The following is a 26,205-nucleotide window of genomic DNA, read 5'->3' on the forward strand; positions in this document are numbered from 1 at the left end:
GAGGGGCGCCGGGGTCTCCCGGCGCCCTCCTCACTCCTCCGGCAGCCCGAACCACATCGCGCTCGTCACCGCGCCCGTCCGGTCGTCCACTCCCAACGTGCCGAACCCGGTCGTCGGCTCGTCCGGGAGCAGCAGGTCGGGACCGCCGATCACGCCCAGTGCCACGTCCAGGCGACGGCGCTGGCCGCCCGACAGCGCCTTGATCCGGCGTTCGCCTTCGCCTCCAGACCGACCAGGCCGATGACCTCCTCCGGGTTCCGCGGCCGGGGGTAGTAGCGGGCGAAGTGGCGCACCGTCTCCCGGACCGTCAACTCCGCGGGCGCCGATTCGTCCCGCCAGACGATTCCGACCCGTGAACGCCACGCGCGCGTGGCGGTCGCCGGGTTCGACCCGAGCACGGACGACGGCGGTCACGCCCTCGTAGCGCTTGCGCAGACCTCGCACGTCCACGGCCAGTTCGTACCCCTGTGCTGTCATGCGACGAGCGTCGGCCGGAACACAACCCTCCGGGACGACCGGGCGGACATCCTTATGTCCACTGAACGGTGGACAGCGGCATCTGTGCGGCACAATGGCCCTGCCCGAAGATGTTCAGGTCTCAAGTGACGGAATCGGCGTGATGAGCAAGACGACAGTGAAGGACGTCTCCGTGGAGCCCGAGCCGCAGCGCGCCGAGATCGCGCCCCGCGCTGAGGGTGGCAGCCGGGCCCTCGCCCTGCTGCTGGTGATCACCGGCGCGGCCGGACTGCTCGCCGCCTGGGTCATCACGATCGACAAGTTCAAGATCCTCGAGGCCAAGGTCGCGGGCACGTCGTACACGCCCGGCTGCAGCCTCAATCCCGTCGTCTCCTGCGGCAGCGTCATGGAGAGCAAGCAGGCCGCGGTCTTCGGTTTCCCGAACCCGATGCTCGGCATCGTCGCGTACGGCATCGTCATCGGCGTCGGCATGGCGCTGCTCGCCCGCGCCCGCTTCCCGCGCTGGTATTGGCTCACCTTCAACGCGGGCTGCCTCTTCGGCGTGAGCTTCTGCGCCTGGCTGATGTTCCAGTCCCTGTACCGGATCAACGCGCTGTGCCTGTGGTGCAGCCTGGCCTGGGTCGCCACGATCCTGATGTTCTGGTACGTGACGTCGTTCAACATCCGCAAGGGCTTCCTGCCCGCCCCGAGCTGGCTCAAGAGCTTCTTCGGCGAGTTCACGTGGGTCATGCCCGTGCTGCACATCGGCATCATCGGCATGCTGATCCTGACCCGCTGGTGGGACTTCTGGCTCAGCTGAGCCCCCGGCTCCGGGGCCCGGCCGGATTGTCGGTGCCGTGAACTAGGGTTTCTGACGTGGAGCCCGACCTGTTCACCGCCGCAGCCGAAGAACGCCAGGAGAAGGAGCCGTCCAGCAGCCCCCTGGCGGTGCGGATGCGCCCGCGCACCCTCGACGAGGTCGTGGGCCAGCAGCATCTGCTGAAGCCGGGCTCACCGCTGCGCAGACTGGTCGGGGAGGCGTCCGGCCCCGCCGGGCCCTCCTCGGTGCTGCTCTGGGGCCCGCCCGGCACCGGCAAGACCACCCTGGCCTACGTCGTCTCCAAGGCGACTGACGCCCGCTTCGTGGAGCTGTCCGCGATCACCGCCGGCGTCAAGGAGGTCCGCGCGGTCATCGACGGCGCCCGCCGCGCCTCCGGCGGGTACGGCAAGGAGACCGTCCTCTTCCTCGACGAGATCCACCGCTTCAGCAAGGCCCAGCAGGACTCCCTGCTCCCGGCCGTCGAGAACCGCTGGGTGACACTCATCGCGGCGACCACGGAGAACCCGTACTTCTCGGTGATCTCGCCGCTGCTGTCCCGCTCCCTGCTGCTCACCCTCGAACCGCTCACGGACGACGACATCAGGGCCCTCATCCGGCGCGCCCTCACCGACGAGCGGGGCCTCAAGGAGGCCGTCACCCTCCCCGAGGAGACCGAGAACCACCTCCTGCGGATCGCCGGCGGTGACGCCCGCCGCGCCCTGACCGCCCTGGAGGCGGCCGCCGGAGCCGCCCTGGACAAGGGCGAGGCGGAGATCGGCCTCACCACCCTGGAGGAGACGGTCGACCGGGCCGCCGTGAAGTACGACCGCGACGGCGACCAGCACTACGACGTGGCCAGCGCCCTGATCAAGTCCATCCGCGGCTCCGACGTCGACGCGGCCCTGCACTACCTGGCCCGCATGATCGAGGCCGGCGAGGACCCCCGCTTCATCGCCCGGCGCCTGATGATCTCCGCCAGCGAGGACATCGGCCTGGCCGACCCGACCGCCCTGCAGACGGCGGTCGCCGCCGCCCAGGCCGTCGCCATGATCGGCTTCCCCGAGGCGGCCCTCACCCTCAGCCACGCCACCATCGCCCTCGCCCTGGCCCCCAAGTCCAACGCCGCGACCACCGCGATCGGCGCCGCCCTGGAGGACGTCCGCAAGGGCCACGCCGGACCGGTCCCCGCCCACCTGCGCGACAGTCACTACAAGGGCGCGACCAAGCTGGGCCACGGCCAGGGCTACGTCTACCCGCACGATCTGCCCGAGGGCATCGCGGCCCAGCAGTACGCCCCGGACGAGCTGAAGAACCGCGAGTACTACGAGCCGACCCGGCATGGCGCGGAGGCCCGCTACGCGGACGCGGTGGAGTGGACCCGGAAGAACCTCGGTCGAAAGCGGTCCTGAGCACCCTGTAAACTCGATCGGAGTGCCGCGTCCCGTGCAGTCAGAACGGGACGGTCGGCCGGAGCCCGATCCCCCGGGATCGGCTCCAGGAGCGTCGCGCACCGTCGAACGGTGTCGCGGGCAGCCCACCACCACCCGTCGCAGGACGGGAGCGGTCGGTGGGCCACTCGCGTGCTGCACGTATGTGCCCAGACCAGGGAGCGGCTGCCCACCCGGTGCCCATCAGGGCCCCAGGCGGGTTTCCCCGGCTGCGGATGCGACCTCCCACAACCCTGACAAGCCGATACAACGAAAGCGAAAAACAGTGGCGAACCAGCCCCGCCCCAAGGTCAAGAAGTCGCGTGCCCTCGGCATCGCGCTGACCCCGAAGGCCGTCAAGTACTTCGAGGCCCGCCCCTACCCGCCGGGTGAGCACGGCCGCGGCCGCAAGCAGAACTCGGACTACAAGGTCCGTCTGCTCGAGAAGCAGCGTCTGCGCGCGCAGTACGACGTGTCCGAGCGCCAGCTCGTCCGCGCCTACGAGCGTGCCTCCAAGGTCCAGGGCAAGACCGGTGAGGCCCTGATCATCGAGCTGGAGCGTCGTCTCGACGCCCTGGTTCTGCGTTCGGGCATCGCCCGCACGATCTACCAGGCCCGCCAGATGGTCGTCCACGGCCACATCGCGGTCAACGGCAAGAAGGTCGACAAGCCCTCCTTCCGTGTCCGTCCGGACGACGTCGTGCAGGTCCGCGAGCGCTCCAAGGAGAAGACCCTCTTCACGATCGCTCGTGAGGGTGGCTTCGCCCCCGACGGTGAGACCCCGCGCTACCTCCAGGTGAACCTCAAGGGCCTGGCGTTCCGCCTGGACCGCGAGCCGAACCGCAAGGAGATCCCGGTGATCTGCGACGAGCAGCTCGTCGTCGAGTACTACGCCCGCTGATCCACGGCAGGCGCGCGGTACCTCAGCCCGCCGTCTCCCCGCCCTTCCGGGCGGGCGAGGCGGCGGGCTTTCGCGATCGACCTGGCGCCGGAGGGTAATCCGGTACGGAGCGCCACCCCCGGCGCGATAGGCTCGGCGCACGACTTTTTCGATGTTCAGGCACGTTTCAGGGAGCGGGTGCACACAGTGTCCGGTGGAGAGGTTGCCGGAATCCTGGTGGCCGTCTTCTGGGCGATCCTGGTCTCTTTCCTCGCCGTCGCGCTGGCGAGGGTGGCCCAGACGCTCAAGGCGACCACCAAGCTCGTGGCGGACGTGACCGACCAGGCCGTCCCGCTGCTGGCCGACGCCTCCGCGGCGGTGCGCTCCGCGCAGACCCAGATCGACCGGGTCGACTCGATCGCCTCCGACGTCCAGGAGGTCACGTCGAACGCCTCCGCGCTGTCGACCACCGTCGCCTCCACCTTCGGCGGCCCCCTGGTCAAGGTCGCGGCCTTCGGCTACGGCGTGCGCCGGGCCCTGGGCGGCGGCAAGGAGGACGTGCCCGCCAAGGCGTCCAGGCGTACCGTGATCGTGGGCCGCACGGTCACCCGGCGCAGCGCCCGAGGGAAGAGGGACTGAGAGCCAGCGATGTTCCGCCGTACCTTCTGGTTCACCACGGGCGTCGCCGCCGGTGTGTGGGCCACCACCAAGGTCAATCGCAAGCTGAAGCAGCTGACCCCCGAGAGCCTTGCCAGAACCGCCGGGAACAAGGCGATCGAGGCCGGTCACCGCATCAAGGACCGCGCGGTCGGCTTCGCGCTGGACGTCCGGGACAACATGGCCGTGCGGGAGGCCGAACTCGGCGACGCCCTCGGGATCAACGAGAATCCCGAACTCCCTGCACCCCGGCGCCACATCGCCATCGAGAACCGCAACGACCCCAAGTACGTCGATGGTTCGAAGCACCAGACGTACCAGACGTACCCGTACAACCGGAATGAGGACCACTGATGGAGTCGGCTGAGATTCGCCGCCGCTGGTTGAGCTTCTTCGAGGAGCGCGGTCACACCGTCGTCCCTTCGGCGTCGCTCATCGCGGACGACCCGACTCTGCTCCTCGTCCCGGCCGGCATGGTGCCCTTCAAGCCCTACTTCCTGGGTGAGGTCAAGCCGCCCTTCGCGCGCGCCACCAGCGTGCAGAAGTGCGTGCGCACGCCCGACATCGAAGAGGTCGGCAAGACCACCCGGCACGGCACCTTCTTCCAGATGTGCGGCAACTTCTCCTTCGGCGACTACTTCAAGGAAGGCGCCATCAAGCACGCCTGGGAGCTGCTCACCAGCGCCCAGGACAAGGGCGGTTACGGCCTCGACCCCGAGCGCCTGTGGATCACCGTCTACAAGGACGACGACGAAGCCGAGCGCATCTGGCACGAGGTCGTCGGTGTGCCGAAGGAGCGCATCCAGCGCCTCGGCATGAAGGACAACTACTGGTCCATGGGCGTCCCCGGCCCCTGCGGCCCGTGTTCCGAGATCAACTACGACCGCGGCCCCGAGTTCGGCGTCGAGGGCGGCCCCGCCGTCAACGACGAGCGGTACGTGGAGATCTGGAACCTCGTCTTCATGCAGTACGAGCGGGGCGAGGGCATCGGCAAGGACAACTTCGAGATCCTCGGCGACCTGCCCAGCAAGAACATCGACACCGGCCTCGGCCTCGAGCGCCTCGCCATGATTCTGCAGGGCGTGCAGAACATGTACGAGATCGACACCTCGATGGCCGTCATCGACAAGGCCACCGAGCTGACCGGCGTCCGCTACGGCGACGCCCACGACTCGGACGTCTCCCTGCGCGTGGTCACCGACCACATGCGCACCTCCGTCATGCTCATCGGCGACGGCGTCACCCCCGGCAACGAGGGTCGCGGCTACGTACTGCGCCGCATCATGCGCCGCGCCATCCGCAACATGCGCCTGCTCGGCGCCACCGGTCCGGTCGTGAAGGACCTGATCGACACCGTGATCGAGATGATGGGCCAGCAGTACCCCGAGCTCATCACCGACCGCGAGCGCATCGAGAAGGTCGCCCTCGCCGAGGAGAACGCCTTCCTCAAGACGCTGAAGGCCGGGACCAACATCCTCGACACGGCCGTCACCGACACCAAGGCCGCCGGCGGCACCGTCCTGGCCGGCGACAAGGCCTTCCTGCTCCACGACACCTGGGGCTTCCCGATCGACCTCACCCTGGAGATGGCCGCCGAGCAGGGCCTCTCCGTGGACGAGGACGGCTTCCGGCGCCTGATGAAGGAGCAGCGGGAGCGGGCCAAGGCCGACGCCCAGGCCAAGAAGACCGGGCACGCCGGTGCCGGTGCCTACCGTGAGATCGCCGACCAGGCCGGTGCCACCGACTTCATCGGCTACACCGACACCGAGAGCGAGTCCACGATCGTCGGCATCCTCGTCGACGGTGCCTCCTCCCCGGCCGCCACCGAGGGCGACGAGGTCGAGATCGTCCTCGACCGCACCCCGTTCTACGCCGAGGGCGGCGGTCAGATCGGCGACACCGGCCGCATCAAGGTCGACACCGGTGCCGTCATCGAGATCCGCGACTGCCAGAAGCCGGTCCCGGGGGTCTACGTCCACAAGGGCGTCGTCCAGGTCGGCGAGGTGACCGTCGGCGCCAAGGCCCACGCCTCGATCGACGACCGCCGCCGCAAGGCCATCGCCCGCGCCCACTCGGCCACGCACCTGACCCACCAGGCCCTGCGCGACGCCCTCGGCCCGACGGCCGCCCAGGCTGGTTCCGAGAACCAGCCCGGCCGCTTCCGCTTCGACTTCGGCTCCCCGTCCGCCGTCCCGACGGCCGTGATGACCGACGTCGAGCAGAAGATCAACGAGGTGCTCGCCCGCGACCTCGACGTCCGTGCCGACGTCATGGGCATCGACGAGGCCAAGAAGCAGGGCGCCATCGCGGAGTTCGGCGAGAAGTACGGCGAGCGCGTGCGCGTGGTGACCATCGGCGACTTCTCCAAGGAGCTGTGCGGCGGTACCCACGTGCACAACACCGCCCAGCTGGGCCTGGTGAAGCTGCTCGGTGAGTCGTCGATCGGCTCGGGTGTCCGTCGCATCGAGGCCCTGGTCGGCGTGGACGCCTACAACTTCCTCGCCCGTGAGCACACGGTCGTCGCCCAGCTCCAGGAGCTGATCAAGGGCCGTCCGGAGGAGCTCCCGGAGAAGGTCTCCGCCATGCTCGGCAAGCTGAAGGACGCCGAGAAGGAGATCGAGAAGTTCCGCGCCGAGAAGGTCCTCCAGGCCGCCGCCGGTCTCGCCGAGTCCGCCAAGGACATCCGTGGCGTTGCTGTCGTGACCGGTCAGGTCCCGGACGGCACGACCGCCGACGACCTGCGCAAGCTGGTCCTCGACGTGCGCGGACGCATCCAGGGCGGGCGGGCCGCCGTCGTCGCCCTGTTCACGGTGGCGAACGGCAAGCCGCTGACGGTCATCGCCACCAACGAGGCCGCCCGCGAGCGCGGCCTGAAGGCCGGCGACCTGGTCCGTACGGCCGCCAAGACCCTCGGTGGCGGCGGTGGCGGCAAGCCGGACGTCGCCCAGGGCGGCGGCCAGAACCCGGCCGCCATCGGTGACGCCGTGGACGCCGTGGAGCGTCTGGTCACCGAGACGGCCAAGTAAGAGACGGGTCGAACAGCATGCGCAGAGGACGTCGACTCGCGATCGACGTCGGGGACGCCCGCATCGGGGTCGCCTCGTGCGACCCCGACGGGATCCTCGCCACCCCGGTGGAGACGGTTCCGGGGCGTGACATCCCCGCAGCTCAGCGGCGGTTGAAGCAACTCGTCGAGGAGTACGAGCCCCTGGAGGTCGTCGTCGGACTCCCGCGCTCCCTCAAGGGGGGCGAGGGCCCGGCCGCGGTCAAGGTCCGGGGCTTCACCCAGGAACTGGCCCGCATGATCTCCCCGGTCCCGGTGAGACTCGTCGACGAACGCATGACGACGGTGACGGCCAGTCAGGGACTGCGAGCCTCCGGCGTGAAATCCAAGAAGGGCCGGTCCGTCATCGACCAGGCCGCAGCCGTGATCATCCTGCAACAGGCCCTCGAATCCGAACGGATGTCAGGTAAAGCACCCGGCGAAGGCGTCGAAGTGGTCATCTGATCGCGATACGGTAACGTTCCGCGCGATGCGACGGCATTCGAACAGCCGCCGCACAGCAAGAGGCGGGACGGGAGCCGAGCCGGAAGTCGCGCGACCGCCGCCTCGCGGCTCTAGGGGATCGATGACTGAGTATGGCCGGGGCCAAGGCTCCGAACCGTGGCATCCGGAGGACCCGTTGTACGGGGACGGCGGATGGGGCGGGCAGCAGGCCCATCAGGGTCAGCAGTCCCCCTACGGCGGCCAGCCGCAGCACTATCCAGAGCAGCCGCAGCAGTCGCAGTACGGCGACTGGGGCACCGGTGACCAGGCCGGATACGGTCAGGCGCAGCAGCAGTACCCGTACGACCAGCAGTACGCGGCACAGGCCCACGGGCACCAGCAGTACCCCGATCAGCAGTACCCCGGCCAGCAGTACCCCGTCCAGCAGGACCACGGACATCACCAGGCTCAGGGCTACCACCAGCAGCAGTACGACACCGGCGGCTGGGCCAACGACCCCCACCAGCAGGTTTCGTACTCCGGTGATGCCCAGGATCCGTACGGGCAGCAGGCCGGCGCCTACGGCGGGGACCAGCAGGACTACTACGGGACACCCGAGGCGTATCCACCCTCGGAGCCGCCCGGCCGTGGGCCAGAGCCCGCCCCGGAGACCCCTCAGGAACCGGCCACCGACTGGGATCCCGGCCCCGACCAGGGCGAACACGCCTTCTTCGCGGGCGGCGACGACGATGACGACGGCGAGGAGCCGGAGGGCCGTCGCGGTCGCGACGACAAGCGCGGACGCGGCGGCGGGAAACCGAAGAAGAAGAGCCGCAACGGCATGGCCTGCCTGCTGGTCGCCGTGATCCTCGGCGGCGGCCTCGCAGGCGCCGGCTACTTCGGCTACCAGTTCTACCAAAGTCGTTTCGGCGACGCCCCGGACTACGCGGGTGCGGGCAACGGTCAGCAGGTGACGGTCGAGATCCCCGAGGGCGCGCTCGGATACAAGATCGGCCAGGTGCTGAAGGACGCGGGGGTCGTCAAGAGCGTCGACGCGTTCGTCGCGGCCCAGGAGGGCAACCCCGACGGCAAGGGCATCCAGGACGGCGTCTACACACTGCAGAAGCAAATGTCGGCGGCGAGCGCGGTCGAACTGATGCTCAGTCCGAAGAGCCGCGACAACCTGATCATCGCGGAAGGCAAGCGCAACGCCGACATCTACCGGCTCATCGACAAGCGCCTCAAGGTCAAGGACGGCACCACCGCCGCGGTCGCCGAGAAGGACTACAAGAAGCTGGGCCTGCCCGCCTGGGCGCTGAATCATCCGAACGTCAAGGATCCGCTGGAAGGATTCCTCTACCCCTCCAGCTACGGCGTCAGCAAGGGGCAGAAACCCGAGGCCGTGCTCAAGCAAATGGTGGCTCGGGCCACCGCGACGTACGACAAGGCCGGCGTGGAGAAGAAGGCCGAGAGCCTCGGACTCGAGAACCCGTGGCAGCTGATCACCGTCGCGAGCCTCGTCCAGGCCGAGGGCAAGACGCACGACGACTTCCGGAAGATGGCCGAGGTGGTCTACAACCGCCTCAAGCCCACCAACACGGAGACCAACCAGCTGCTCCAGTTCGACTCGACCTTCAATTACCTGAAGAACGAGAGCAACATTCACATCAGCGAGTCCGAGATCAACAGCAACAAGGACCCGTACAACACGTACACCAACAAGGGCCTGCCGCCGGGTCCGATCGGGAACCCGGGGGACGTCGCGTTGCAGGCGGCCCTGAACCCCACGAAGGACGGCTGGATCTACTTCGTGGCGACCGACGGTGTGAGCAAGACCGAGTTCGCCAAGACCCATGCGCAGTTCCTGAAATTGAAGGAAAAGTTCGATGCCAGCTCGGGCAACTGACGCCCGCCGTGCCGGGGTGCTCGGCAGCCCCATCGCCCACTCCCTCTCCCCGGTGCTGCACCGCGCCGCGTATGCGGAACTGGGGCTGAGTGGCTGGTCGTACGACCGCTTCGAGATCGACGAAGCGAAGCTGCCCGGCTTCCTCGAGGAACTCGGGCCCGAGTGGGCCGGGCTCTCGTTGACCATGCCGTTGAAGCGGGCCGTTATCCCCTTGCTGGACGAGGTCAGTGAGACCGCCGCGTCGGTGGAGGCGGTCAACACCGTCGTGCTCACCGAGGACGGCCGCCGTATCGGCGACAACACCGACATCCCCGGCATGGTCGCCGCCCTGCGCGAGCACGGCATCGACGAGGTCGACTCCGCCGCCGTCCTCGGCGCCGGCGCCACCGCCTCCTCCGCGCTGGCCGCGCTGTCCCGGATCTGCACGGGCGAGATCGCCGTGTACGTGCGCAGCGAGGCCCGGGCCGCCGAGATGCGGCAGTGGGCGGAGCGGCTCGACGTCGCCGTCCGGATCGCCGACTGGGCCGACGCCGAGCAGGCCCTGCGCGCCCCCCTGGTGATCAGCACCACGCCGGCCGGTGTCACCGACGCCCTCGCCCGGTCCGTACCGGAGCGCCCGGCCGCCCTCTTCGACGTGCTGTACGACCCCTGGCCGACCGACCTCGCCGCCCGCTGGTCGGCGTACGGCGGTGCCGTCGTCAGCGGTCTCGACCTGCTGGTGCACCAGGCCGTGCTCCAGGTCGAGCAGATGACGCGGCTGGCCCCGGCTCCCCTGGACGCCATGCGAAAAGCGGGCGAGCGGGCTCTCGCGGCCCGATAAGATCCGCTCTCGGTTCCGCAGGGGGCGGAACAGGGGAGGGGAACATCCGTCATGTCCACCGGCATGCCTCAGGCGTCCGTCAAGTCCCAGATATTCGAGTCCCTGCTGGGATTCCTGCCGGACTGGGTGCAGGCCACGGTGCTGGCCCTGATCGTGCTCGCCGTCGTGGCGTCGTGGGTCGTCAAGATCAAGCGCAAGGTCGCCTACCGGCGAGCCGTCCGCAACGGGCAGCCGGTCCACGCGGCGGCCCAGTACGGGCAGGGGCGCGGCGCCGACTACCTGGGGCAGTACGCGCCTCAGCAGCAGACCCAGCCTGCACAGCAGGGCAGCGGGGCCGACCACCTGGGGGCGTATGCCTCGCCGCAGCCGGATCGGACCGTGCGGCAGCCGAGCGGCGCCGACTTCCTCGGGGCGTACGCGCCGCACCAGCGGCAGGGCGAGGGCCCGTCCGCGAACGCGTCCGCTTGATGGACCGGCCGCCGGGCAGAGGGCTCCGGCGTGGGAGGATCGGAGATGGCGGACCGGGCCGCGCACCCGGTCACGTCTCGCCGTACGCGACGAGGCGCGTACGCAGGGCAGTACCAGAGCGCGAGCACTGAGGAGCACCGTTGAGCAGGTTGCGCTGGCTGACCGCGGGGGAGTCCCACGGTCCCGCACTCGTGGCGACGCTGGAGGGCCTTCCCGCCGGCGTGCCGATCACCACGGACATGGTGGCGGACCATCTCGCGAGGCGGCGCCTGGGCTATGGGCGCGGTGCCCGGATGAAGTTCGAGCGCGACGAGGTCACCTTCCTCGGCGGCGTCCGGCACGGCCTCACCCTCGGCTCCCCGGTCGCGATCATGGTGGGCAACACCGAGTGGCCCAAGTGGGAACAGGTCATGGCCGCCGACCCCGTCGACCCGGAGATCCTCGACGGGCTCGCCCGTAACGCCCCGCTGACCCGGCCGCGCCCCGGCCACGCCGACCTCGCGGGCATGCAGAAGTACGGCTTCGACGAGGCCCGGCCGATCCTGGAGCGCGCATCCGCCCGGGAGACGGCCGCTCGCGTGGCGCTGGGCGCGGTGGCCCGTTCGTACCTCAAGGAGACGACGGGCGTCGAGATCGTCTCGCACGTGGTGGAGCTGGCGGCGGCGAAGGCGCCGAAGGGCGTGTACCCGACCCCGGCCGACGTCGAGAAGCTGGACGCCGACCCGGTGCGCTGCCTGGACGCCGACGCCTCGAAGGCGATGGTCGCCGAGATCGACCAGGCTCACAAGGACGGTGACACCCTCGGCGGCGTGGTCGAGATCCTCGCGTACGGCGTGCCCGTCGGTCTCGGTTCGCACGTGCACTGGGACCGCAAGCTGGACGCCCGGCTCGCCGGTGCCCTCATGGGCATCCAGGCGATCAAGGGCGTCGAGGTCGGTGACGGTTTCGAGCTGGCCCGCGTGCCCGGCTCCAAGGCGCACGACGAGATCGTGAAGACCGACGACGGCATCCGGCGCACCTCCGGCCGCTCCGGCGGCACCGAGGGCGGTCTGACCACCGGTGAGCTGCTGCGGGTCCGCGCCGCGATGAAGCCGATCGCGACCGTGCCGCGCGCCCTGCAGACCGTGGACGTCACCACCGGCGAGGCGACGCAGGCCCACCACCAGCGCTCCGACGTGTCCGCGGTCCCGGCCGCCGGCATCGTCGCCGAGGCCATGGTGGCCCTGGTGCTCGCGGACGCGGTCGCGGAGAAGTTCGGCGGTGACTCGGTGGCCGAGACCCGCCGCAACGTGACGTCGTACCTCGACAACCTCGCCATCCGATGAGCGGTCCGCTGGTCGTCCTGGTCGGCCCGATGGGCGTGGGCAAGTCCACCGTCGGGCAGCTGCTGGCCGAGCGGCTCGGGCTCTCCTACCGGGACACCGACGACGACATCGTGGCCGCGCAGGGCAGGACCGTCGCCGAGATCTTCGTCGACGAGGGCGAGCCCGCCTTCCGCGCGATCGAGAAGGCGGCCGTGCACCGGGCGCTCGCCGAGCACGACGGCGTCCTGGCCCTGGGCGGCGGCGCGATCCTCGACGCCGACACGCGCGCGCTGCTCGCCGGGCAGCGGGTGGCGTACCTGTCGATGGACGTCGAGGAGGCGGTCAAGCGCACCGGCCTCAACGCGGCCCGCCCGCTGCTCGCGGTCAACCCGCGCAAGCAGTGGCGCGAGCTGATGGAGGCCCGCCGCCACCTGTACGAAGAGGTCGCCACGGCCGTGGTCGCCACCGACGGCCGTACGCCCGAAGAGGTCACCGAAGCAGCCCTGGACGCACTGGAGTTGAAGGACGTATGAGCGAGGCAGTCACCCGGATCCAGGTCGGCGGCACGGCGGGCACCGACCCGTACGAGGTCCTGGTGGGCCGGCAGCTGCTGGGTGAACTCGGCGGGCTGATCGGCGAGAAGGCCCAGCGGGTCGCGATCCTTCACCCCGAGGCGCTGGCCGAGACCGGTGACGCGCTGCGTGCCGACCTCGCCGAGCAGGGCTACGAGGCCATCGCCATCCAGGTGCCCAACGCGGAGGAGGCCAAGACCGCCGAGGTCGCCGCCTACTGCTGGAAGGCGCTCGGGCAGTCCGGGTTCACGCGCACGGACGTCATCGTCGGCGTCGGCGGCGGCGCGACCACGGACCTCGCCGGGTTCGTGGCCGCCACCTGGCTGCGCGGAGTGCGCTGGATCGCGATTCCCACCACCGTGCTCGCCATGGTGGACGCGGCCGTCGGCGGCAAGACCGGCATCAACACCGCCGAGGGCAAGAACCTCGTCGGCGCCTTCCACCCGCCCGCCGGTGTGCTCTGCGACCTGTCCGCGCTGGACTCCCTGCCGGTCAACGACTACGTCTCGGGCCTCGCCGAGGTCATCAAGGCCGGGTTCATCGCCGACCCGGTGATCCTGGACCTCATCGAGTCCGACACCGAGGCCGCCCGCACCTCGGCCGGCCCGCACACCGCAGAGCTCATCGAGCGCTCCATCCGGGTCAAGGCCGACGTCGTGTCGTCGGACCTGAAGGAGTCGGGCCTGCGCGAGATCCTCAACTACGGGCACACGCTCGGCCACGCCATCGAGAAGAACGAGCGCTACAAGTGGCGCCACGGCGCGGCCGTCTCGGTCGGCATGCACTTCGCCGCCGAACTGGGGCGTCTGGCGGGCCGGCTGGACGACGCGACGGCCGACCGCCACCGCACGATCCTCGAAGCGGTCGGACTGCCCCTGCACTACCGGCACGACCAGTGGCCCAAGCTGTTGGAGACCATGAAGGTCGACAAGAAGTCCCGCGGCAACCTGCTGCGCTTCATCGTCCTCGACGGTCTGGCCAAGCCCACCGTCCTGGAGGGACCCGACCCGGCCGTGCTGCTCGCCGCGTACGGCGAAGTCGGGCAGTAAGTCCGCCGGCGCGCCTTCCGCCCGAATTCACCTTCGGAGCCGGGCACTTCGGGCCGCCCCCGGCCGTTCACACATCGACGACCGGGGGCGGTACCGTTCGGATGGGGGTCCTCCCACGCCCTTTAGGCTGTGGGGGAAAGCGGGTTCCGCCCCCGCTGTCAGCGCCCATCGCCTGTACGAGACGGAGTGGCACCGGATGCAGCACGCAGTGGGTTCTCCGCTGCCGCCGCCCCATCAGCCGGGGCACGGACCGGCCACGGGCTGGTCGCCGGCCGCACATCACCCCGGCCCGCAGAACGCGGGCGCCCACCAGGGCTCGGTGCCCGTGCCCCCGCCGCCCCCGGCGCCGGGACATCCGGCGCCCCCGCCCCGACCGGCCTCCTCCTGCGCCCCGTCGGCGCCGGAGACCACCGGCCATGTGCCGCTGCCTCCCGGCGGCCCCGTGGCCATGCCCATGGCCCCGCCCGCCGCGACGCTTCCCGACCCCGCCGGTACGACCCTCGCGGTGCTGCTCATCGGCCCCGCGGGTGCGGGCAAGACCAGCGTCGCCAAGTACTGGGCGGACCACCGCCGGGTCCCCACGGCCCACATCAGCCTCGACGACGTACGCGAGTGGGTCCGCTCCGGCTTCGCCGACCCCCAGTCCGGGTGGAACGACAACTCCGAGGCGCAGTACCGCCTCGCCCGCCGCACCTGCGGCTTCGCCGCGCGGAACTTCCTGGCCAACGGCATCTCGTGCATCCTCGACGACGCGGTCTTCCCCGACCGCCCGGTCGTCGGCCTCGGCGGCTGGAAGCGCCACGTGGGGCCGGGGCTGCTGCCGGTCGTCCTCCTGCCGGGCCTGGAGATCGTCCTGGAACGCAACGCCGAGCGCTCCGGCAACCGCCGCCTCAGCGACGACGAGGTCGCCCGCATCCACGGCCGCATGGCGGGCTGGTACGGCTCGGGCCTCCCGATCATCGACAACTCCCAGCTCGACATCCCGCAGACGGCCCAGGTCCTGAACGACGTCCTGTCCCGCTCCATCGCCAGCCCACCCCAGTGGTGAGCGCCCTCAGGTAAGCGCCCCTCAGGGGCGCGGGGAACTGCGCGACAAGGCCCCACACAGCCGCGGACGGCACACACCCCCTGCGCGGCACGACCCCTCCCGAACAGCACCCTCACCCACCCGGACCCATCCGGCACCGCCCACTCAGACGCCCTCAACCGGCGCCAAACCGGCGGAGCTCATACGCTCGGGTCATGTCAGAGGTGTACGCGGCCCGCCGGACGCGTCTGAGGGAATACTGCAACGCGGGCGGCAGCGCGGCGGCGCTGGTCTCCCGCCCCGCCAACGTGCGTTATCTCGCGGGCGCCGCCCCGCACGACGCCGTTCTGCTGCTGGGCAGGACCGAGGAGCAGGACCGCCTGGTCTGTGCCGGGCCGACGGCCGACCGCCCCATACAGGAGCGCCCCGACGAGGCCCTGCGCGTCCACACCCTGCCCGGAGTCGGCGGCGGTGACCCGGCCGTCGCGGCGGCCCGTCTCGCCGTGGACCAGCACGCCGACTCGCTCGCCGTGGAGGAGCACCACCTCACCGTGGCCCGGCACCGCGCCCTGGGCTCGGTCGCCCCCGGGCTGCGCCTGGCGGGCCTCGGCAGCGCGGTCGAGCAGCTCAGGGTCGTCAAGGACGAGGAGGAGATCTCCTGCCTGCGCATCGGCGCCGAGATCGCCGACCAGGCCCTGGGCGAGCTGCTGGAGTCGATCCTCGTCGGCCGAACCGAGCGTCACCTCGCCCTGGAACTCGAGCGGCGACTCGTGGACCACGGGGCGGACGGGCCGGCCTTCCCGACCTCCGTCGCCACCGGCCCGAACTCCGGCCGGCCCGGACACCGGCCCACCGACCGCCGCGTCGAGGAGGGCGACTTCCTCTCCGTCTGCCTCGGTGCGACGTACCGCGGCTACCGCTGCGAGATCGGCCGTACCTTCGTCATCGGCACCGCTCCCGCGGACTGGCAGATCGAGCTGTACGACCTGGTCTTCGCCGCCCAGCGGGCCGGGCGTGAGAGCCTGGTACCCGGCGCCGCCTGCCGGGACGTCGACCGCGCCGCACGCCAGGTCCTGGACTCCGCGGGGTACACGGAGGGCCTCACGATCCTGACCGGACACGGTGTAGGGCTCGAAATCGACGAGGACCCTCAATTGAGTCCCGCGGCCATGGGTAAACTGGACGCTTGCGTGCCAGTCACCGTCGAACCGGGAGTCCACCTCCCGGGCCGGGGCGGTGTCCGGATCGATGACACGCTCGTCGTCCGCCCCGAGGCGGACGGCGGACCCGAGCTACTCACCATCACGACCAAGGAGCTGCTCGCCCTGTAGCCAGGCAGGTGCGTGCCCCAGGGTCGTACGTCAGTCCAGGAGATTCCGCAACCGTGGCTTCCACGAACGACCTCAAGAACGGCATGGTGCTCAAGCTCGAAGGCGGCCAGCTCTGGTCCGTCGTCGAGTTCCAGCACGTCAAGCCCGGCAAGGGCCCGGCCTTCGTGCGCACCAAGCTCAAGAACGTGCTCTCCGGCAAGGTCGTCGACAAGACCTTCAACGCCGGCGTCAAGGTCGAAACGGCCACCGTCGACAAGCGCGACATGCAGTTCTCCTACATGGACGGCGAGTACTTCGTCTTCATGGACATGGAGACCTACGACCAGCTGCACGTCGACAGGAAGGCCGTCGGCGACGCCGCGAACTTCCTCATCGAGGGCTTCACCGCCACCGTCGCGCAGCACGAGGGCGAGGTGCTCTTCGTGGAGCTGCCCGCCGCCGTCGAGCTCGTCATCCAGGAGACCGAGCCGGGCGTCCAGGGCGACCGCTCCACCGGCGGCACCAAGCCCGCCATCCTGGAGACCGGCCACCAGATCAACGTGCCGCTCTTCATCACCACCGGTGAGAAGATCAAGGTCGACACCCGCACCAGCGACTACCTCGGCCGGGTGAACAGCTAACCGTGGCTGCCCGCAACACGGCCCGTAAGCGCGCCTTCCAGATCCTCTTCGAGGGGGACCAGCGCGGTGCCGAGGTGCTGACCGTCCTCGCGGACTGGGTCCGGCTGTCCCGGGCGGACACCCGGCAGCCTCCGGTCAGCGAGTACACGATGGAGCTGGTCGAGGGCTACGCGAAGCACGCGAAGCGCATCGACGAGCTGATCGCTCAGTACTCCGTCGGCTGGACCCTCGACCGGATGCCCGTCGTCGACCGCAACATCCTGCGGCTCGGTGCCTACGAGCTGATCTGGGTCGACGCGACGCCGGACGCCGTCGTCCTCGACGAGATGGTGCAGCTGGCGAAGGAGTTCTCCACGGACGAGTCGCCCTCGTTCGTGAACGGCCTGCTCGGCCGGCTGAAGGAACTCAAGGCCTCGCTCCGCCGCGACGAGGTCTGAAGCCGGACCACACGCCGGAGGGCCCGCAGCGTCATCGCTGCGGGCCCTCCGGCTTCCGCGTACGTCCCTGGGACCTCTGTGCGGCCGGACCCCGTCAGAGCGTCGACAACGCCGCCGGGGCGGCCGAGAACCATACGGTTTCGGCCACCCCGGCGGCACGTTTCTGCTGGACCCGGCTGCTGGACCCGTGAAGCGGTCAGGCGTCCTCGTGGGACGCCACCGCGCGGCGCGCGTCCGCGTCCAGGACACCCCAGCTGATCAGCTGCTCGGTCAGGACGGACGGCGACTGGTCGTAGATGACGGCGAGTGTGCGCAGGTCGTCCTGGCGGATCGACAGCACCTTGCCGTTGTAGTCACCGCGCTGCGACTGGATCGTGGCCGCGTAGCGCTGGAGGGGGCCGGCCTTCTCGGCCGGCACCGTGGCCAGCCGCTCCAGGTCCAGGACCAGCTTCGGCGGCGGCTCGGCGGCCCCGCCCGGGGTCGTGCCCGGAAGCAGTTCCTGCACCGGAACGCCGTAGAAATCCGCCAGCTCGGCAAGGCGCTGTACGGTCACGGCACGGTCGCCGCGCTCGTACGAACCGACCACGACCGCTTTCCAGCGTCCCTGGGACTTCTCCTCGACACCGTGGAGGGAAAGGCCCTGCTGGGTGCGGATCGCCCGGAGCTTGGCCCCGAGCTGTTTGGCGTATTCGCTGGACATATAGCTCCCCGGCACTGTGTCGACGCGTCTGGCGTGGGTGCCAGGCCGCGCGGCTGGTAACTCACTGTGAGGTTACGCAGCGTTACTCTGCCGCGTCAAGCCGAATGGTCCGCACCGACTCTTCCGTGGTATCGGCGTTCCGTTGCGCCGAGTGGGTGATCCAAGGGGGCCGTACGGGCGATCACGGGGGACCTGCTACCGTGTATGGCGCAATCTCGACGTCCTTTAAGGTCCGTCCCGTGAGGCGGAGAAGGAGGTCCGTTTCGTATGGACACGCATGACACGCGCGACACGCAGTCCGATGCCCGGCCCGTGCTCGAAGGGCCCGACATCGCGCGGGTGCTGACCCGCATCGCCCACGAGATCGTCGAACGCGCCAAGGGCGCCGACGACGTGGTGCTCCTCGGCATTCCGACCCGGGGCGTCTTCCTCGCCCGGCGGATCGCGGACAAGCTCGAGCAGATCACCGAGCGCAAGGTCCCGTGCGGCTCGCTCGACATCACCATGTACCGCGACGACCTGCGCATGCACCCGCCGCGGGCGCTGGCCCGCACCGAGATCCCCGGTGACGGCCTCGACGGCAAGCTCGTCGTCCTCGTCGACGACGTGCTCTTCTCCGGCCGCACCATCCGCGCCGCCCTCGACGCCCTGAACGACCTCGGGCGCCCGCGCGCGGTGCAGCTCGCCGTCCTCGTCGACCGCGGTCACCGCGAACTGCCCATCCGCGCCGACTACGTCGGCAAGAACCTCCCCACGTCGTTGCGGGAGACGGTCAAGGTCCAGCTCGCCGAGGAGGACGGTCGCGACACCGTGCTGCTCGGTGCCAAGCCGACCCCTCAGTAGCGCTCCGGGCGTATGCCACCGCCGTACGCCCGCTCGTTGCGCCCTCGCGCGCCCGTCTGCCCCGATTCTCCCGAATGAACTGCCTTACGGAGCCTGACAGATGCAGCGTCATCTCATCTCGGCCGCCGACCTCACCCGTGACGACGCCGTCCTGATCCTCGACACCGCCGAGGAGATGGCCCGGGTCGCCGACCGGCCGATCAAGAAGCTGCCGACCCTGCGCGGCCGCACGATCGTCAACCTCTTCTTCGAGGACTCCACCCGGACCCGGATCTCCTTCGAGGCCGCCGAGAAGCGGCTGTCCGCGGACGTCATCAACTTCACCGCCAAGGGTTCCAGCGTCTCCAAGGGCGAGTCCCTGAAGGACACCGCCCAGACACTGGAGGCCATGGGCGTCGACGCCGTGGTCATCCGGCACGGCGCCTCCGGAGCCCCGTACCGCCTCGCCAACTCCGGCTGGATCGACGCCGTCGTCGTCAACGCCGGGGACGGCACCCACCAGCACCCCACCCAGGCCCTGCTGGACGCCTTCACCATGCGCCGCCGCCTGATCGGCCCGGACGCGGGACTCGGCCGCGACCTCGAGGGCAAGCGCATCACGCTCGTCGGCGACGTCCTGCACAGCCGGGTCGCCCGCTCCAACGTCGACCTGCTGCACACCCTCGGCGCCGAGGTCACCCTCGTCGCCCCGCCGACCCTGCTGCCGGTCGGCATCGAGACCTGGCCCTGCGAGGTCTCCTACGACCTCGACAGCACGCTGCCCAAGTCCGACGCGGTGATGATGCTGCGCGTCCAGCGCGAGCGCATGAACGCCGCGTTCTTCCCCACCGAGCGCGAGTACTCCAGGCGCTACGGGCTCGACGGCGACCGCATGGCCCGGATGCCCGAGCACGCCATCGTGATGCACCCCGGCCCGATGGTCCGTGGCATGGAGATCACCGCCGAGGTCGCCGACTCCGACCGCTGCACCGTCGTCGAGCAGGTCGCAAACGGAGTGTCCATCCGGATGGCCGTCCTGTACCTGCTGCTCGGTGGGAACGAGCCCGCCGTCACCCACCCCCGCACCGAGGAGAAGTAAGACAGATGAGCAAGATCCTGATCCGTGGTGCGAAGGTGCTCGGCGGCGAGCTCCAGGACGTCCTGATCGACGGCGGCACCATCGCGGAGGTCGGCAACGGGCTGTCCGCCGAAGGCGCCGAGGTCGTCGAGGCCGACGGCAAGGTGCTGCTGCCGGGCCTGGTCGACCTGCACACCCACCTGCGCGAGCCCGGCCGCGAGGACTCCGAGACCGTCCTCACCGGCACGCGCGCCGCCGCCTCCGGCGGCTTCACCACCGTCTTCGCCATGGCCAACACCTTCCCGGTCGCCGACACCGCCGGTGTCGTCGAGCAGGTCTGGCGGCTCGGCAAGGAGCACGGCTACTGCGACGTCCAGCCCATCGGCGCGGTCACCGTCGGCCTGGAGGGCCGCAAGCTCGCCGAGCTGGGTGCCATGCACGAGTCCGCCGCCGGCGTCACCGTCTTCTCCGACGACGGCAAGTGCGTCCACGACGCCGTGATCATGCGCCGGGCCCTGGAGTACGTGAAGGCCTTCGGCGGTGTCGTCGCGCAGCACGCGCAGGAGCCGCGGCTGACCGAGGGCGCCGAGATGAACGAGGGCGTCGTCTCCGCCGAGCTGGGCCTCGGGGGCTGGCCCGCGGTGGCCGAAGAATCGATCATCGCCCGGGATGTCCTGCTCGCCGACCACGTCGGCTCCCGCGTCCACATCTGCCACCTGTCGACCGCCGGCTCCGTCGAGATCGTCCGCTGGGCCAAGTCCCGCGGCATCGCCGTCACCGCCGAGGTCACCCCGCACCACCTCCTGCTCACGGACGAGCTGGTGCGCACCTACAACCCCGTCTACAAGGTCAACCCGCCGCTGCGCACCGAGCGCGACGTCATGGCCCTGCGCGAGGCGCTCGCCGACGGCACGATCGACATCGTCGCCACCGACCACGCTCCGCACCCGCACGAGGACAAGGACTGCGAGTGGGCCGCGGCCGCCATGGGCATGGTCGGCCTGGAGACCGCGCTGTCGGTGGTGCAGGAGACCATGGTCGACACGGGCCTGCTCGACTGGGCCGGCGTCGCCGACCGGATGTCCGTCAAGCCCGCGCAGATCGGACAGGCCACCGGCCACGGACGTCCCGTCTCGGCAGGTGAGCCCGCCAACCTCACCCTGGTCGACACGGCATACCGTGGGCTCGTGGAACCCGCGGGCTTCGCCTCGCGCAGCCGCAACACCCCCTACGAGGGGCGTGAGCTGCCGGGCCGTGTGACGCACACGTGGCTGCGGGGCAAGGCCACGCTCGTCGACGGGAAGCTCACGTGACACCTGTACTCCTGCTGGCCGCCGAGAAGGAATCGGCGCAAGTGACCGACTGGGCCGCCCGCGTCGGATGGGTCGTCGGCCTCGCCCTGTTCGTCGCGCTCGTCTACTGGCTGATGCGCGAGGGCTGGAAGTGGCGCGGCACCCTGCAGGGCGATCTGCCCGAGCTGCCCGTCACCCCGGACGACCCGGGCCCCGCCAAGCTCAGCACGAGCGGCCGCTACCACGGCTCCACCACCGCCGGGCAGTGGCTCGACCGCATCGTCGCGCACGGCCTGGGCACCCGCAGCCGAGCCGAGCTGACCCTGACCGACGCCGGCCTCGACGTCGTACGCCCCGGTGCACAGGACTTCTTCGTCCCGGCCGCGGCGCTGCGCGAGGCCCGGCTCGACAAGGGCATCGCAGGCAAGGTGCTCACCGAGGGCGGCCTGCTGATCGTCACCTGGGAGCACGGCGACCGGCTGATCGACTCCGGGTTCCGCTCCGACCACGCGGCCGAGCACCACGAGTGGGTCCAGAAACTCAACTCCATGATCGAAACGAACACCAGGGAAGGCGCCGAACGATGACCACCTCCACCAGGGGAGCCGCCAAAACTCCCGCCGTACTCGTCCTGGAGGACGGCCGGGTCTTCCGGGGCCGCGCCTACGGGGCCGTGGGGGAGACCTTCGGCGAAGCGGTGTTCTCCACCGGCATGACCGGCTACCAGGAGACCCTCACCGACCCCTCATACCACCGCCAGGTGGTCGTCATGACCGCCCCGCACGTCGGCAACACGGGCGTCAACGACGAGGACATGGAGTCCAGGAAGATCTGGGTCTCCGGTTACGTCGTGCGCGACCCCGCCCGCGTGCCGTCCAGCTGGCGCTCCCGGCGCACGCTGGACGAGGAGCTGGACGCCCAGGGCGTCGTCGGCATCAGCGGCATCGACACCCGCGCCCTCACCCGCCATCTGCGTGAGCGCGGCGCCATGCGCGTCGGCATCTTCAGCGGCGACGCCGTCCGGGACGACGCCGCGCTGCTGGCCCGCGTCCAGGAAGCCCCGCAGATGAAGGGCGCGAACCTCTCCGCCGAGGTCGCCACCACCGAGCCGTACGTCGTCCCGGCCATCGGCGAGAAGAAGTTCACCGTCGCCGCCGTCGACCTCGGCATCAAGGGGATGACCCCGCATCGCATGGCCGAGCGCGGCATCGAGGTGCACGTGCTCCCGGCGACCGCGACCGTCGAGGACATCTACGCGGTGAACCCGGACGGCGTGTTCTTCTCCAACGGCCCGGGCGACCCGGCCACCGCCGACCACCCCGTCTCCGTGATGCGGGGCGTCCTGGAGCGCGGCACCCCGCTGTTCGGCATCTGCTTCGGCAACCAGATCCTGGGACGCGCGCTCGGCTTCGGCACCTTCAAGCTGAAGTACGGCCACCGTGGCATCAACCAGCCGGTGCAGGACCGCACGACCGGCAAGGTCGAGGTCACCGCGCACAACCACGGTTTCGCCGTCGACGCCCCGCTCGACCAGGTCTCCGAGACCCCGTTCGGCCGCGCCGAGGTGTCCCACGTCTGTCTGAACGACAACGTGGTGGAAGGGCTCCAGCTCCTCGACCGCCCCGCTTTCAGCGTCCAGTACCACCCCGAAGCGGCAGCCGGCCCGCACGACGCCGCCTACCTGTTCGACCGCTTCGTATCCCTGATGGAGGGCCAGCGTGCCTAAGCGCACCGATATCCAGTCCGTCCTGGTCATCGGCTCCGGCCCGATCGTCATCGGCCAGGCCGCCGAGTTCGACTACTCCGGCACCCAGGCGTGCCGCGTCCTGAAGGCCGAGGGCCTCAGGGTCGTCCTGGTGAACTCCAACCCGGCGACGATCATGACCGACCCGGAGATCGCCGACGCCACCTACGTCGAGCCGATCACCCCCGAGTTCGTCGAGAAGATCATCGCCAAGGAGCGCCCCGACGCGCTGCTGCCGACCCTGGGCGGCCAGACGGCGCTGAACACCGCGATCTCGCTGCACGGCAACGGCGTCCTGGAGAAGTACGGCGTCGAGCTGATCGGCGCCAATGTGGAGGCCATCAACAAGGGCGAGGACCGCGACCTGTTCAAGGAGGTCGTCGAGGAGGTCCGCAAGAAGATCGGGCACGGCGAGTCGGCCCGCTCGTACATCTGCCACTCCATGGACGACGTCCTCAAGGGCGTCGAGGAGCTCGGCGGGTACCCGGTCGTCGTCCGCCCGTCCTTCACCATGGGCGGCGCCGGCTCCGGCTTCGCGCACGACGAGGAGGAGCTGCGCCGCATCGCCGGCCAGGGGCTCACGCTCTCCCCGACCACCGAGGTGCTCCTGGAGGAGTCCATCCTCGGCTGGAAGGAGTACGAGCTGGAGCTGATGCGCGACAAGAACGACAACGTCGTGGTCGTCTGCTCCATCGAGAACTTCGACCCCATGGGCGTCCACACCGGTGACTCGATCACCGTGGCGCCCGCGATGACGCTGACCGACCGCGAGTACCAGGTGCTGCGCGACGTCGGCATCGCGATCATCCGCGAGGTCGGCGTCGACACAGGCGGCTGCAACATCCAGTTCGCGGTGAACCCCGAGGACGGCCGGGTCATCGTCATCGAGATGAACCCGCGCGTGTCGCGCTCCTCGGCGCTGGCCTCCAAGGCGACCGGCTTCCCGATCGCCAAGATCGCCGCCAAGCTCGCCGTCGGCTACACGCTGGACGAGATCCCCAACGACATCACGCAGGAGACCCCGGCCTCCTTCGAGCCCACGCTCGACTACGTGGTCGTGAAGGCCCCGCGCTTCGCCTTCGAGAAGTTCCCGAGCGCCGACTCCACCCTCACCACCACGATGAAGTCGGTCGGCGAGGCCATGGCCATCGGCCGCAACTTCACCGAGGCCTTCCAGAAGGCGCTGCGCTCGCTGGAGAAGAAGGGCAGCCAGTTCACCTTCGTCGGCGAGCCCGGCGACAAGGACCGGCTGCTGCGCGACGCGGTCCGCCCCACGGACGGCCGTATCAACACCGTCATGCAGGCCATCCGCGCCGGCGCAACGCCCGAGGAGATCTTCGAGTACACGAAGATCGACCCCTGGTTCGTCGACCAGCTCTTCCTGATCAAGGAGATCGCCGACGAGCTGGCCGAGGCGCCCGAGCTGACCACCGACCTGCTCGCCGAGGCCAAGCGGCACGGCTTCTCCGACCAGCAGATCGGCGAGATCCGCGGCCTGCGCGAGGACGTCGTCCGCGAGGTCCGGCACGCGCTGGGCATCCGCCCGGTCTACAAGACGGTCGACACCTGCGCCGCCGAGTTCGCGGCGAAGACGCCGTACTTCTACTCCTCGTACGACGAGGAGACGGAGGTCGCCTCCCGCGAGAAGCCGGCCGTCATCATCCTGGGCTCCGGCCCGAACCGCATCGGCCAGGGCATCGAGTTCGACTACTCCTGCGTCCACGCCTCCTTCGCGCTGAGCGACGCCGGGTACGAGACCGTGATGGTCAACTGCAACCCGGAGACCGTCTCAACGGACTACGACACCTCCGACCGCCTGTACTTCGAGCCGCTGACGCTCGAGGACGTGCTGGAGATCGTGCACGCCGAGCAGCAGGCCGGACCCGTCGCGGGCGTCGTCGTCCAGCTCGGCGGCCAGACCCCGCTGGGCCTGTCGCAGGCGCTGAAGGACAACGGCGTGCCGATCGTCGGCACCTCCCCGGAGGCCATCCACGCCGCCGAGGACCGGGGCGCCTTCGGCCGGGTCCTCAAGGAGGCCGGCCTCCCGGCCCCGAAGCACGGCACGGCCACCACCTTCGCCGAGGCCAAGGCCATCGCCGACGAGATCGGCTACCCGGTCCTGGTCCGCCCGTCCTACGTCCTCGGCGGGCGCGGCATGGAGATCGTCTACGACGAGACGCGCCTGGAGGCGTACATCGCCGAGTCGACCGAGATCAGCCCCTCCCGGCCGGTCCTGGTCGACCGGTTCCTCGACGACGCGATCGAGATCGACGTCGACGCCCTCTACGACGGCGAGGAGCTCTACCTCGGCGGTGTCATGGAGCACATCGAGGAGGCCGGCATCCACTCCGGCGACTCGGCGTGCGCCCTGCCCCCGATCACGCTCGGCGGCTTCGACATCAAGCGCCTGCGTGCCTCCACGGAGGGCATCGCCAAGGGCGTCGGCGTCCGCGGCCTGATCAACATCCAGTTCGCGCTCGCCGGCGACATCCTCTACGTCCTGGAGGCCAACCCGCGCGCGTCCCGGACCGTGCCCTTCACCTCGAAGGCGACGGCGGTGCCGCTGGCCAAGGCCGCCGCCCGGATCTCGCTGGGCGCCACCATCGCCGAGCTGCGCGCCGAGGGCATGCTCCCGGCCACCGGCGACGGCGGCGAGCTGCCGTTCGACGCGCCGATCTCCGTCAAGGAGGCCGTCATGCCGTGGTCGCGCTTCCGCGACATCCACGGACGCGGCGTCGACACGGTCCTCGGCCCGGAGATGCGCTCCACCGGCGAGGTCATGGGCATCGACTCGGTCTTCGGCACGGCCTACGCCAAGTCGCAGGCCGGCGCCTACGGCCCGCTGCCCACCAAGGGCCGCGCGTTCATCTCGGTCGCCAACCGCGACAAGCGCTCGATGATCTTCCCGGCCCGCGAGCTGGTGGCGCACGGCTTCGAGCTGCTCGCCACGTCCGGCACGGCGGAGGTCCTCAAGCGCAACGGCATCAACGCCACCATCGTGCGCAAGCAGTCCGAGGGCACCGGCCCGAACGGTGAGAAGACCATCGTCCAGCTCATCCACGACGGCGAGGTCGACCTCATCGTCAACACCCCGTACGGCACGGGTGGCCGCCTCGACGGCTACGACATCCGTACGGCGGCCGTGGCGCGCTCCGTGCCCTGCCTGACGACGGTCCAGGCCCTGGCGGCGGCGGTCCAGGGCATCGACGCCCTCAACCGCGGCGACGTGAGCGTCCGATCGCTCCAGGAACACGCGGAACAGCTGACCGCGGCCCGCGACTAGCAGCCCCGAGGGGGACACCGGAAAC

Annotated in this window: 24 protein-coding genes and 1 pseudogene; 23 read left to right on the top strand and 2 right to left on the bottom strand. The window is 70.2% G+C overall.

What is annotated here, in order from left to right; genetic code table 11:
* Positions 1 to 102: 102 nt before the first annotated feature.
* Positions 103 to 477: pseudogene (locus tag FDO69_RS06515) on the bottom strand (ATP-binding cassette domain-containing protein); the annotation flags it as partial.
* A 142-nt stretch (positions 478 to 619) separates the two neighbouring features.
* On the opposite strand from FDO69_RS06515, the gene FDO69_RS06520 reads away from it, so the two are divergent.
* From FDO69_RS06520 to nusB, 17 genes are all read left to right on the top strand, one after another.
* The gene (locus FDO69_RS06520) at positions 620 to 1,276 is read left to right on the top strand and encodes a vitamin K epoxide reductase family protein (RefSeq protein ID WP_104778779.1); all 657 of its coding nucleotides are present in this window, start codon (positions 620 to 622) and stop codon (positions 1,274 to 1,276) included.
* A 56-nt stretch (positions 1,277 to 1,332) separates the two neighbouring features.
* Positions 1,333 to 2,685 (top strand): replication-associated recombination protein A, encoded by a 1,353-nt coding sequence (locus FDO69_RS06525; protein WP_104778780.1) that lies wholly within the window; start codon positions 1,333 to 1,335, stop codon positions 2,683 to 2,685.
* 304 nt (positions 2,686 to 2,989) lie between these two features.
* Entirely contained in the window at positions 2,990 to 3,604 is a 615-nt protein-coding gene (gene rpsD, locus FDO69_RS06530; protein ID WP_030843106.1) for a 30S ribosomal protein S4, read from the top strand.
* Positions 3,605 to 3,781: 177 nt separating this feature from the next.
* Positions 3,782 to 4,222 (top strand): DUF948 domain-containing protein, encoded by a 441-nt coding sequence (locus FDO69_RS06535; RefSeq protein ID WP_104778781.1) that lies wholly within the window; start codon positions 3,782 to 3,784, stop codon positions 4,220 to 4,222.
* A gap of 9 nt (positions 4,223 to 4,231) precedes the next feature.
* On the top strand, positions 4,232 to 4,594 hold the full coding sequence (locus FDO69_RS06540) for a hypothetical protein (RefSeq protein WP_104778782.1): 363 nt from the start codon (positions 4,232 to 4,234) through the stop codon (positions 4,592 to 4,594).
* Positions 4,594 to 7,266, top strand: coding sequence for an alanine--tRNA ligase (gene alaS, locus FDO69_RS06545; RefSeq protein WP_104778783.1), 2,673 nt, complete (start codon positions 4,594 to 4,596; stop codon positions 7,264 to 7,266). Before FDO69_RS06540 ends, alaS begins: the two co-directional genes overlap by 1 nt.
* A 17-nt stretch (positions 7,267 to 7,283) precedes the next feature.
* Entirely contained in the window at positions 7,284 to 7,748 is a 465-nt protein-coding gene (gene ruvX / locus FDO69_RS06550) for a Holliday junction resolvase RuvX (RefSeq protein WP_104778784.1), read from the top strand.
* A 121-nt stretch (positions 7,749 to 7,869) separates the two neighbouring features.
* Positions 7,870 to 9,633 carry an endolytic transglycosylase MltG gene (gene mltG / locus FDO69_RS06555; RefSeq protein ID WP_104778785.1) on the top strand — a complete coding sequence of 588 codons (1,764 nt, stop codon included), beginning with the start codon at positions 7,870 to 7,872 and terminating at the stop codon, positions 9,631 to 9,633.
* Positions 9,614 to 10,453: a shikimate dehydrogenase gene (locus FDO69_RS06560; RefSeq protein WP_104778786.1), complete on the top strand. Its 840-nt coding sequence runs from the start codon at positions 9,614 to 9,616 to the stop codon at positions 10,451 to 10,453. The genes mltG and FDO69_RS06560 overlap by 20 nt, the downstream gene beginning before the upstream one ends.
* Positions 10,454 to 10,504: 51 nt before the next feature.
* On the top strand, positions 10,505 to 10,921 hold the full coding sequence (locus tag FDO69_RS06565) for a hypothetical protein (protein ID WP_104778787.1): 417 nt from the start codon (positions 10,505 to 10,507) through the stop codon (positions 10,919 to 10,921).
* A gap of 140 nt (positions 10,922 to 11,061) precedes the next feature.
* Positions 11,062 to 12,246: a chorismate synthase gene (gene aroC, locus FDO69_RS06570; protein WP_104778788.1), complete on the top strand. Its 1,185-nt coding sequence runs from the start codon at positions 11,062 to 11,064 to the stop codon at positions 12,244 to 12,246.
* A complete protein-coding gene (locus FDO69_RS06575; protein ID WP_104778789.1) occupies positions 12,243 to 12,758 on the top strand; it encodes a shikimate kinase in 516 nt (171 codons plus the stop codon). The genes aroC and FDO69_RS06575 overlap by 4 nt, the downstream gene beginning before the upstream one ends.
* Positions 12,755 to 13,846, top strand: a complete 1,092-nt coding sequence (aroB, locus tag FDO69_RS06580) for a 3-dehydroquinate synthase (protein ID WP_104778790.1) — start codon at positions 12,755 to 12,757, stop codon at positions 13,844 to 13,846. Before FDO69_RS06575 ends, aroB begins: the two co-directional genes overlap by 4 nt.
* A gap of 196 nt (positions 13,847 to 14,042) precedes the next feature.
* A complete protein-coding gene (locus FDO69_RS06585) occupies positions 14,043 to 14,894 on the top strand; it encodes a Pro-rich N-terminal domain-containing protein (protein WP_104778791.1) in 852 nt (283 codons plus the stop codon).
* A 194-nt stretch (positions 14,895 to 15,088) separates the two neighbouring features.
* Positions 15,089 to 16,204 carry an aminopeptidase P family protein gene (locus FDO69_RS06590; RefSeq protein ID WP_104778792.1) on the top strand — a complete coding sequence of 372 codons (1,116 nt, stop codon included), beginning with the start codon at positions 15,089 to 15,091 and terminating at the stop codon, positions 16,202 to 16,204.
* A gap of 53 nt (positions 16,205 to 16,257) precedes the next feature.
* Positions 16,258 to 16,824, top strand: coding sequence for an elongation factor P (efp, locus tag FDO69_RS06595; protein ID WP_031138970.1), 567 nt, complete (start codon positions 16,258 to 16,260; stop codon positions 16,822 to 16,824).
* Positions 16,825 to 16,826: 2 nt separating this feature from the next.
* Entirely contained in the window at positions 16,827 to 17,261 is a 435-nt protein-coding gene (gene nusB, locus FDO69_RS06600; protein ID WP_104778793.1) for a transcription antitermination factor NusB, read from the top strand.
* 196 nt (positions 17,262 to 17,457) lie between these two features.
* On the opposite strand, the gene bldD is transcribed toward nusB, so the two are convergent.
* On the bottom strand, positions 17,458 to 17,961 hold the full coding sequence (bldD, locus tag FDO69_RS06605; protein WP_006131213.1) for a transcriptional regulator BldD: 504 nt from the start codon (positions 17,959 to 17,961) through the stop codon (positions 17,458 to 17,460).
* Positions 17,962 to 18,228: 267 nt separating this feature from the next.
* On the opposite strand from bldD, the gene pyrR reads away from it, so the two are divergent.
* The 6 genes from pyrR (at position 18,229) to carB (ending at position 26,180) form a co-directional block, all read left to right on the top strand.
* Positions 18,229 to 18,804 (top strand): bifunctional pyr operon transcriptional regulator/uracil phosphoribosyltransferase PyrR, encoded by a 576-nt coding sequence (gene pyrR, locus FDO69_RS06610; RefSeq protein WP_104778794.1) that lies wholly within the window; start codon positions 18,229 to 18,231, stop codon positions 18,802 to 18,804.
* 100 nt (positions 18,805 to 18,904) lie between these two features.
* On the top strand, positions 18,905 to 19,882 hold the full coding sequence (locus tag FDO69_RS06615; protein WP_104778795.1) for an aspartate carbamoyltransferase catalytic subunit: 978 nt from the start codon (positions 18,905 to 18,907) through the stop codon (positions 19,880 to 19,882).
* Between the two features lie 5 nt (positions 19,883 to 19,887).
* The gene (locus FDO69_RS06620; RefSeq protein ID WP_104778796.1) at positions 19,888 to 21,174 is read left to right on the top strand and encodes a dihydroorotase; all 1,287 of its coding nucleotides are present in this window, start codon (positions 19,888 to 19,890) and stop codon (positions 21,172 to 21,174) included.
* Positions 21,171 to 21,740 carry a PH-like domain-containing protein gene (locus tag FDO69_RS06625; protein WP_104778797.1) on the top strand — a complete coding sequence of 190 codons (570 nt, stop codon included), beginning with the start codon at positions 21,171 to 21,173 and terminating at the stop codon, positions 21,738 to 21,740. The genes FDO69_RS06620 and FDO69_RS06625 overlap by 4 nt, the downstream gene beginning before the upstream one ends.
* Positions 21,737 to 22,879 carry a glutamine-hydrolyzing carbamoyl-phosphate synthase small subunit gene (carA, locus tag FDO69_RS06630; RefSeq protein WP_104778798.1) on the top strand — a complete coding sequence of 381 codons (1,143 nt, stop codon included), beginning with the start codon at positions 21,737 to 21,739 and terminating at the stop codon, positions 22,877 to 22,879. Before FDO69_RS06625 ends, carA begins: the two co-directional genes overlap by 4 nt.
* Positions 22,872 to 26,180, top strand: coding sequence for a carbamoyl-phosphate synthase large subunit (gene carB / locus FDO69_RS06635; RefSeq protein ID WP_104778799.1), 3,309 nt, complete (start codon positions 22,872 to 22,874; stop codon positions 26,178 to 26,180). Before carA ends, carB begins: the two co-directional genes overlap by 8 nt.
* Positions 26,181 to 26,205: the final 25 nt, after the last annotated feature.

The sequence above is a fragment of the Streptomyces tibetensis genome, from assembly GCF_007655005.1.
Lineage (GTDB): Bacteria > Actinomycetota > Actinomycetes > Streptomycetales > Streptomycetaceae > Streptomyces > Streptomyces tibetensis.

Bases quoted from the DNA above. Each gene is read 5' to 3' on its own strand.
- FDO69_RS06520 (WP_104778779.1), top strand. From the start codon at position 620: ATGAGCAAGACGACAGTGAAGGACGTCTCCGTGGAGCCCGAGCCGCAG.
- aroB (WP_104778790.1), top strand. From the start codon at position 12,755: ATGAGCGAGGCAGTCACCCGGATCCAGGTCGGCGGCACGGCGGGCACC.
- alaS (WP_104778783.1), top strand. From the start codon at position 4,594: ATGGAGTCGGCTGAGATTCGCCGCCGCTGGTTGAGCTTCTTCGAGGAG.
- carA (WP_104778798.1), top strand. From the start codon at position 21,737: ATGACCACCTCCACCAGGGGAGCCGCCAAAACTCCCGCCGTACTCGTC.
- mltG (WP_104778785.1), top strand. From the start codon at position 7,870: ATGACTGAGTATGGCCGGGGCCAAGGCTCCGAACCGTGGCATCCGGAG.
- FDO69_RS06540 (WP_104778782.1), top strand. From the start codon at position 4,232: ATGTTCCGCCGTACCTTCTGGTTCACCACGGGCGTCGCCGCCGGTGTG.
- ruvX (WP_104778784.1), top strand. From the start codon at position 7,284: ATGCGCAGAGGACGTCGACTCGCGATCGACGTCGGGGACGCCCGCATC.
- pyrR (WP_104778794.1), top strand. From the start codon at position 18,229: ATGGACACGCATGACACGCGCGACACGCAGTCCGATGCCCGGCCCGTG.
- FDO69_RS06560 (WP_104778786.1), top strand. From the start codon at position 9,614: ATGCCAGCTCGGGCAACTGACGCCCGCCGTGCCGGGGTGCTCGGCAGC.
- FDO69_RS06590 (WP_104778792.1), top strand. From the start codon at position 15,089: ATGTCAGAGGTGTACGCGGCCCGCCGGACGCGTCTGAGGGAATACTGC.
- FDO69_RS06585 (WP_104778791.1), top strand. From the start codon at position 14,043: ATGCAGCACGCAGTGGGTTCTCCGCTGCCGCCGCCCCATCAGCCGGGG.
- FDO69_RS06565 (WP_104778787.1), top strand. From the start codon at position 10,505: ATGTCCACCGGCATGCCTCAGGCGTCCGTCAAGTCCCAGATATTCGAG.
- bldD (WP_006131213.1), bottom strand. From the start codon at position 17,961: ATGTCCAGCGAATACGCCAAACAGCTCGGGGCCAAGCTCCGGGCGATC.
- FDO69_RS06615 (WP_104778795.1), top strand. From the start codon at position 18,905: ATGCAGCGTCATCTCATCTCGGCCGCCGACCTCACCCGTGACGACGCC.
- FDO69_RS06620 (WP_104778796.1), top strand. From the start codon at position 19,888: ATGAGCAAGATCCTGATCCGTGGTGCGAAGGTGCTCGGCGGCGAGCTC.
- FDO69_RS06575 (WP_104778789.1), top strand. From the start codon at position 12,243: ATGAGCGGTCCGCTGGTCGTCCTGGTCGGCCCGATGGGCGTGGGCAAG.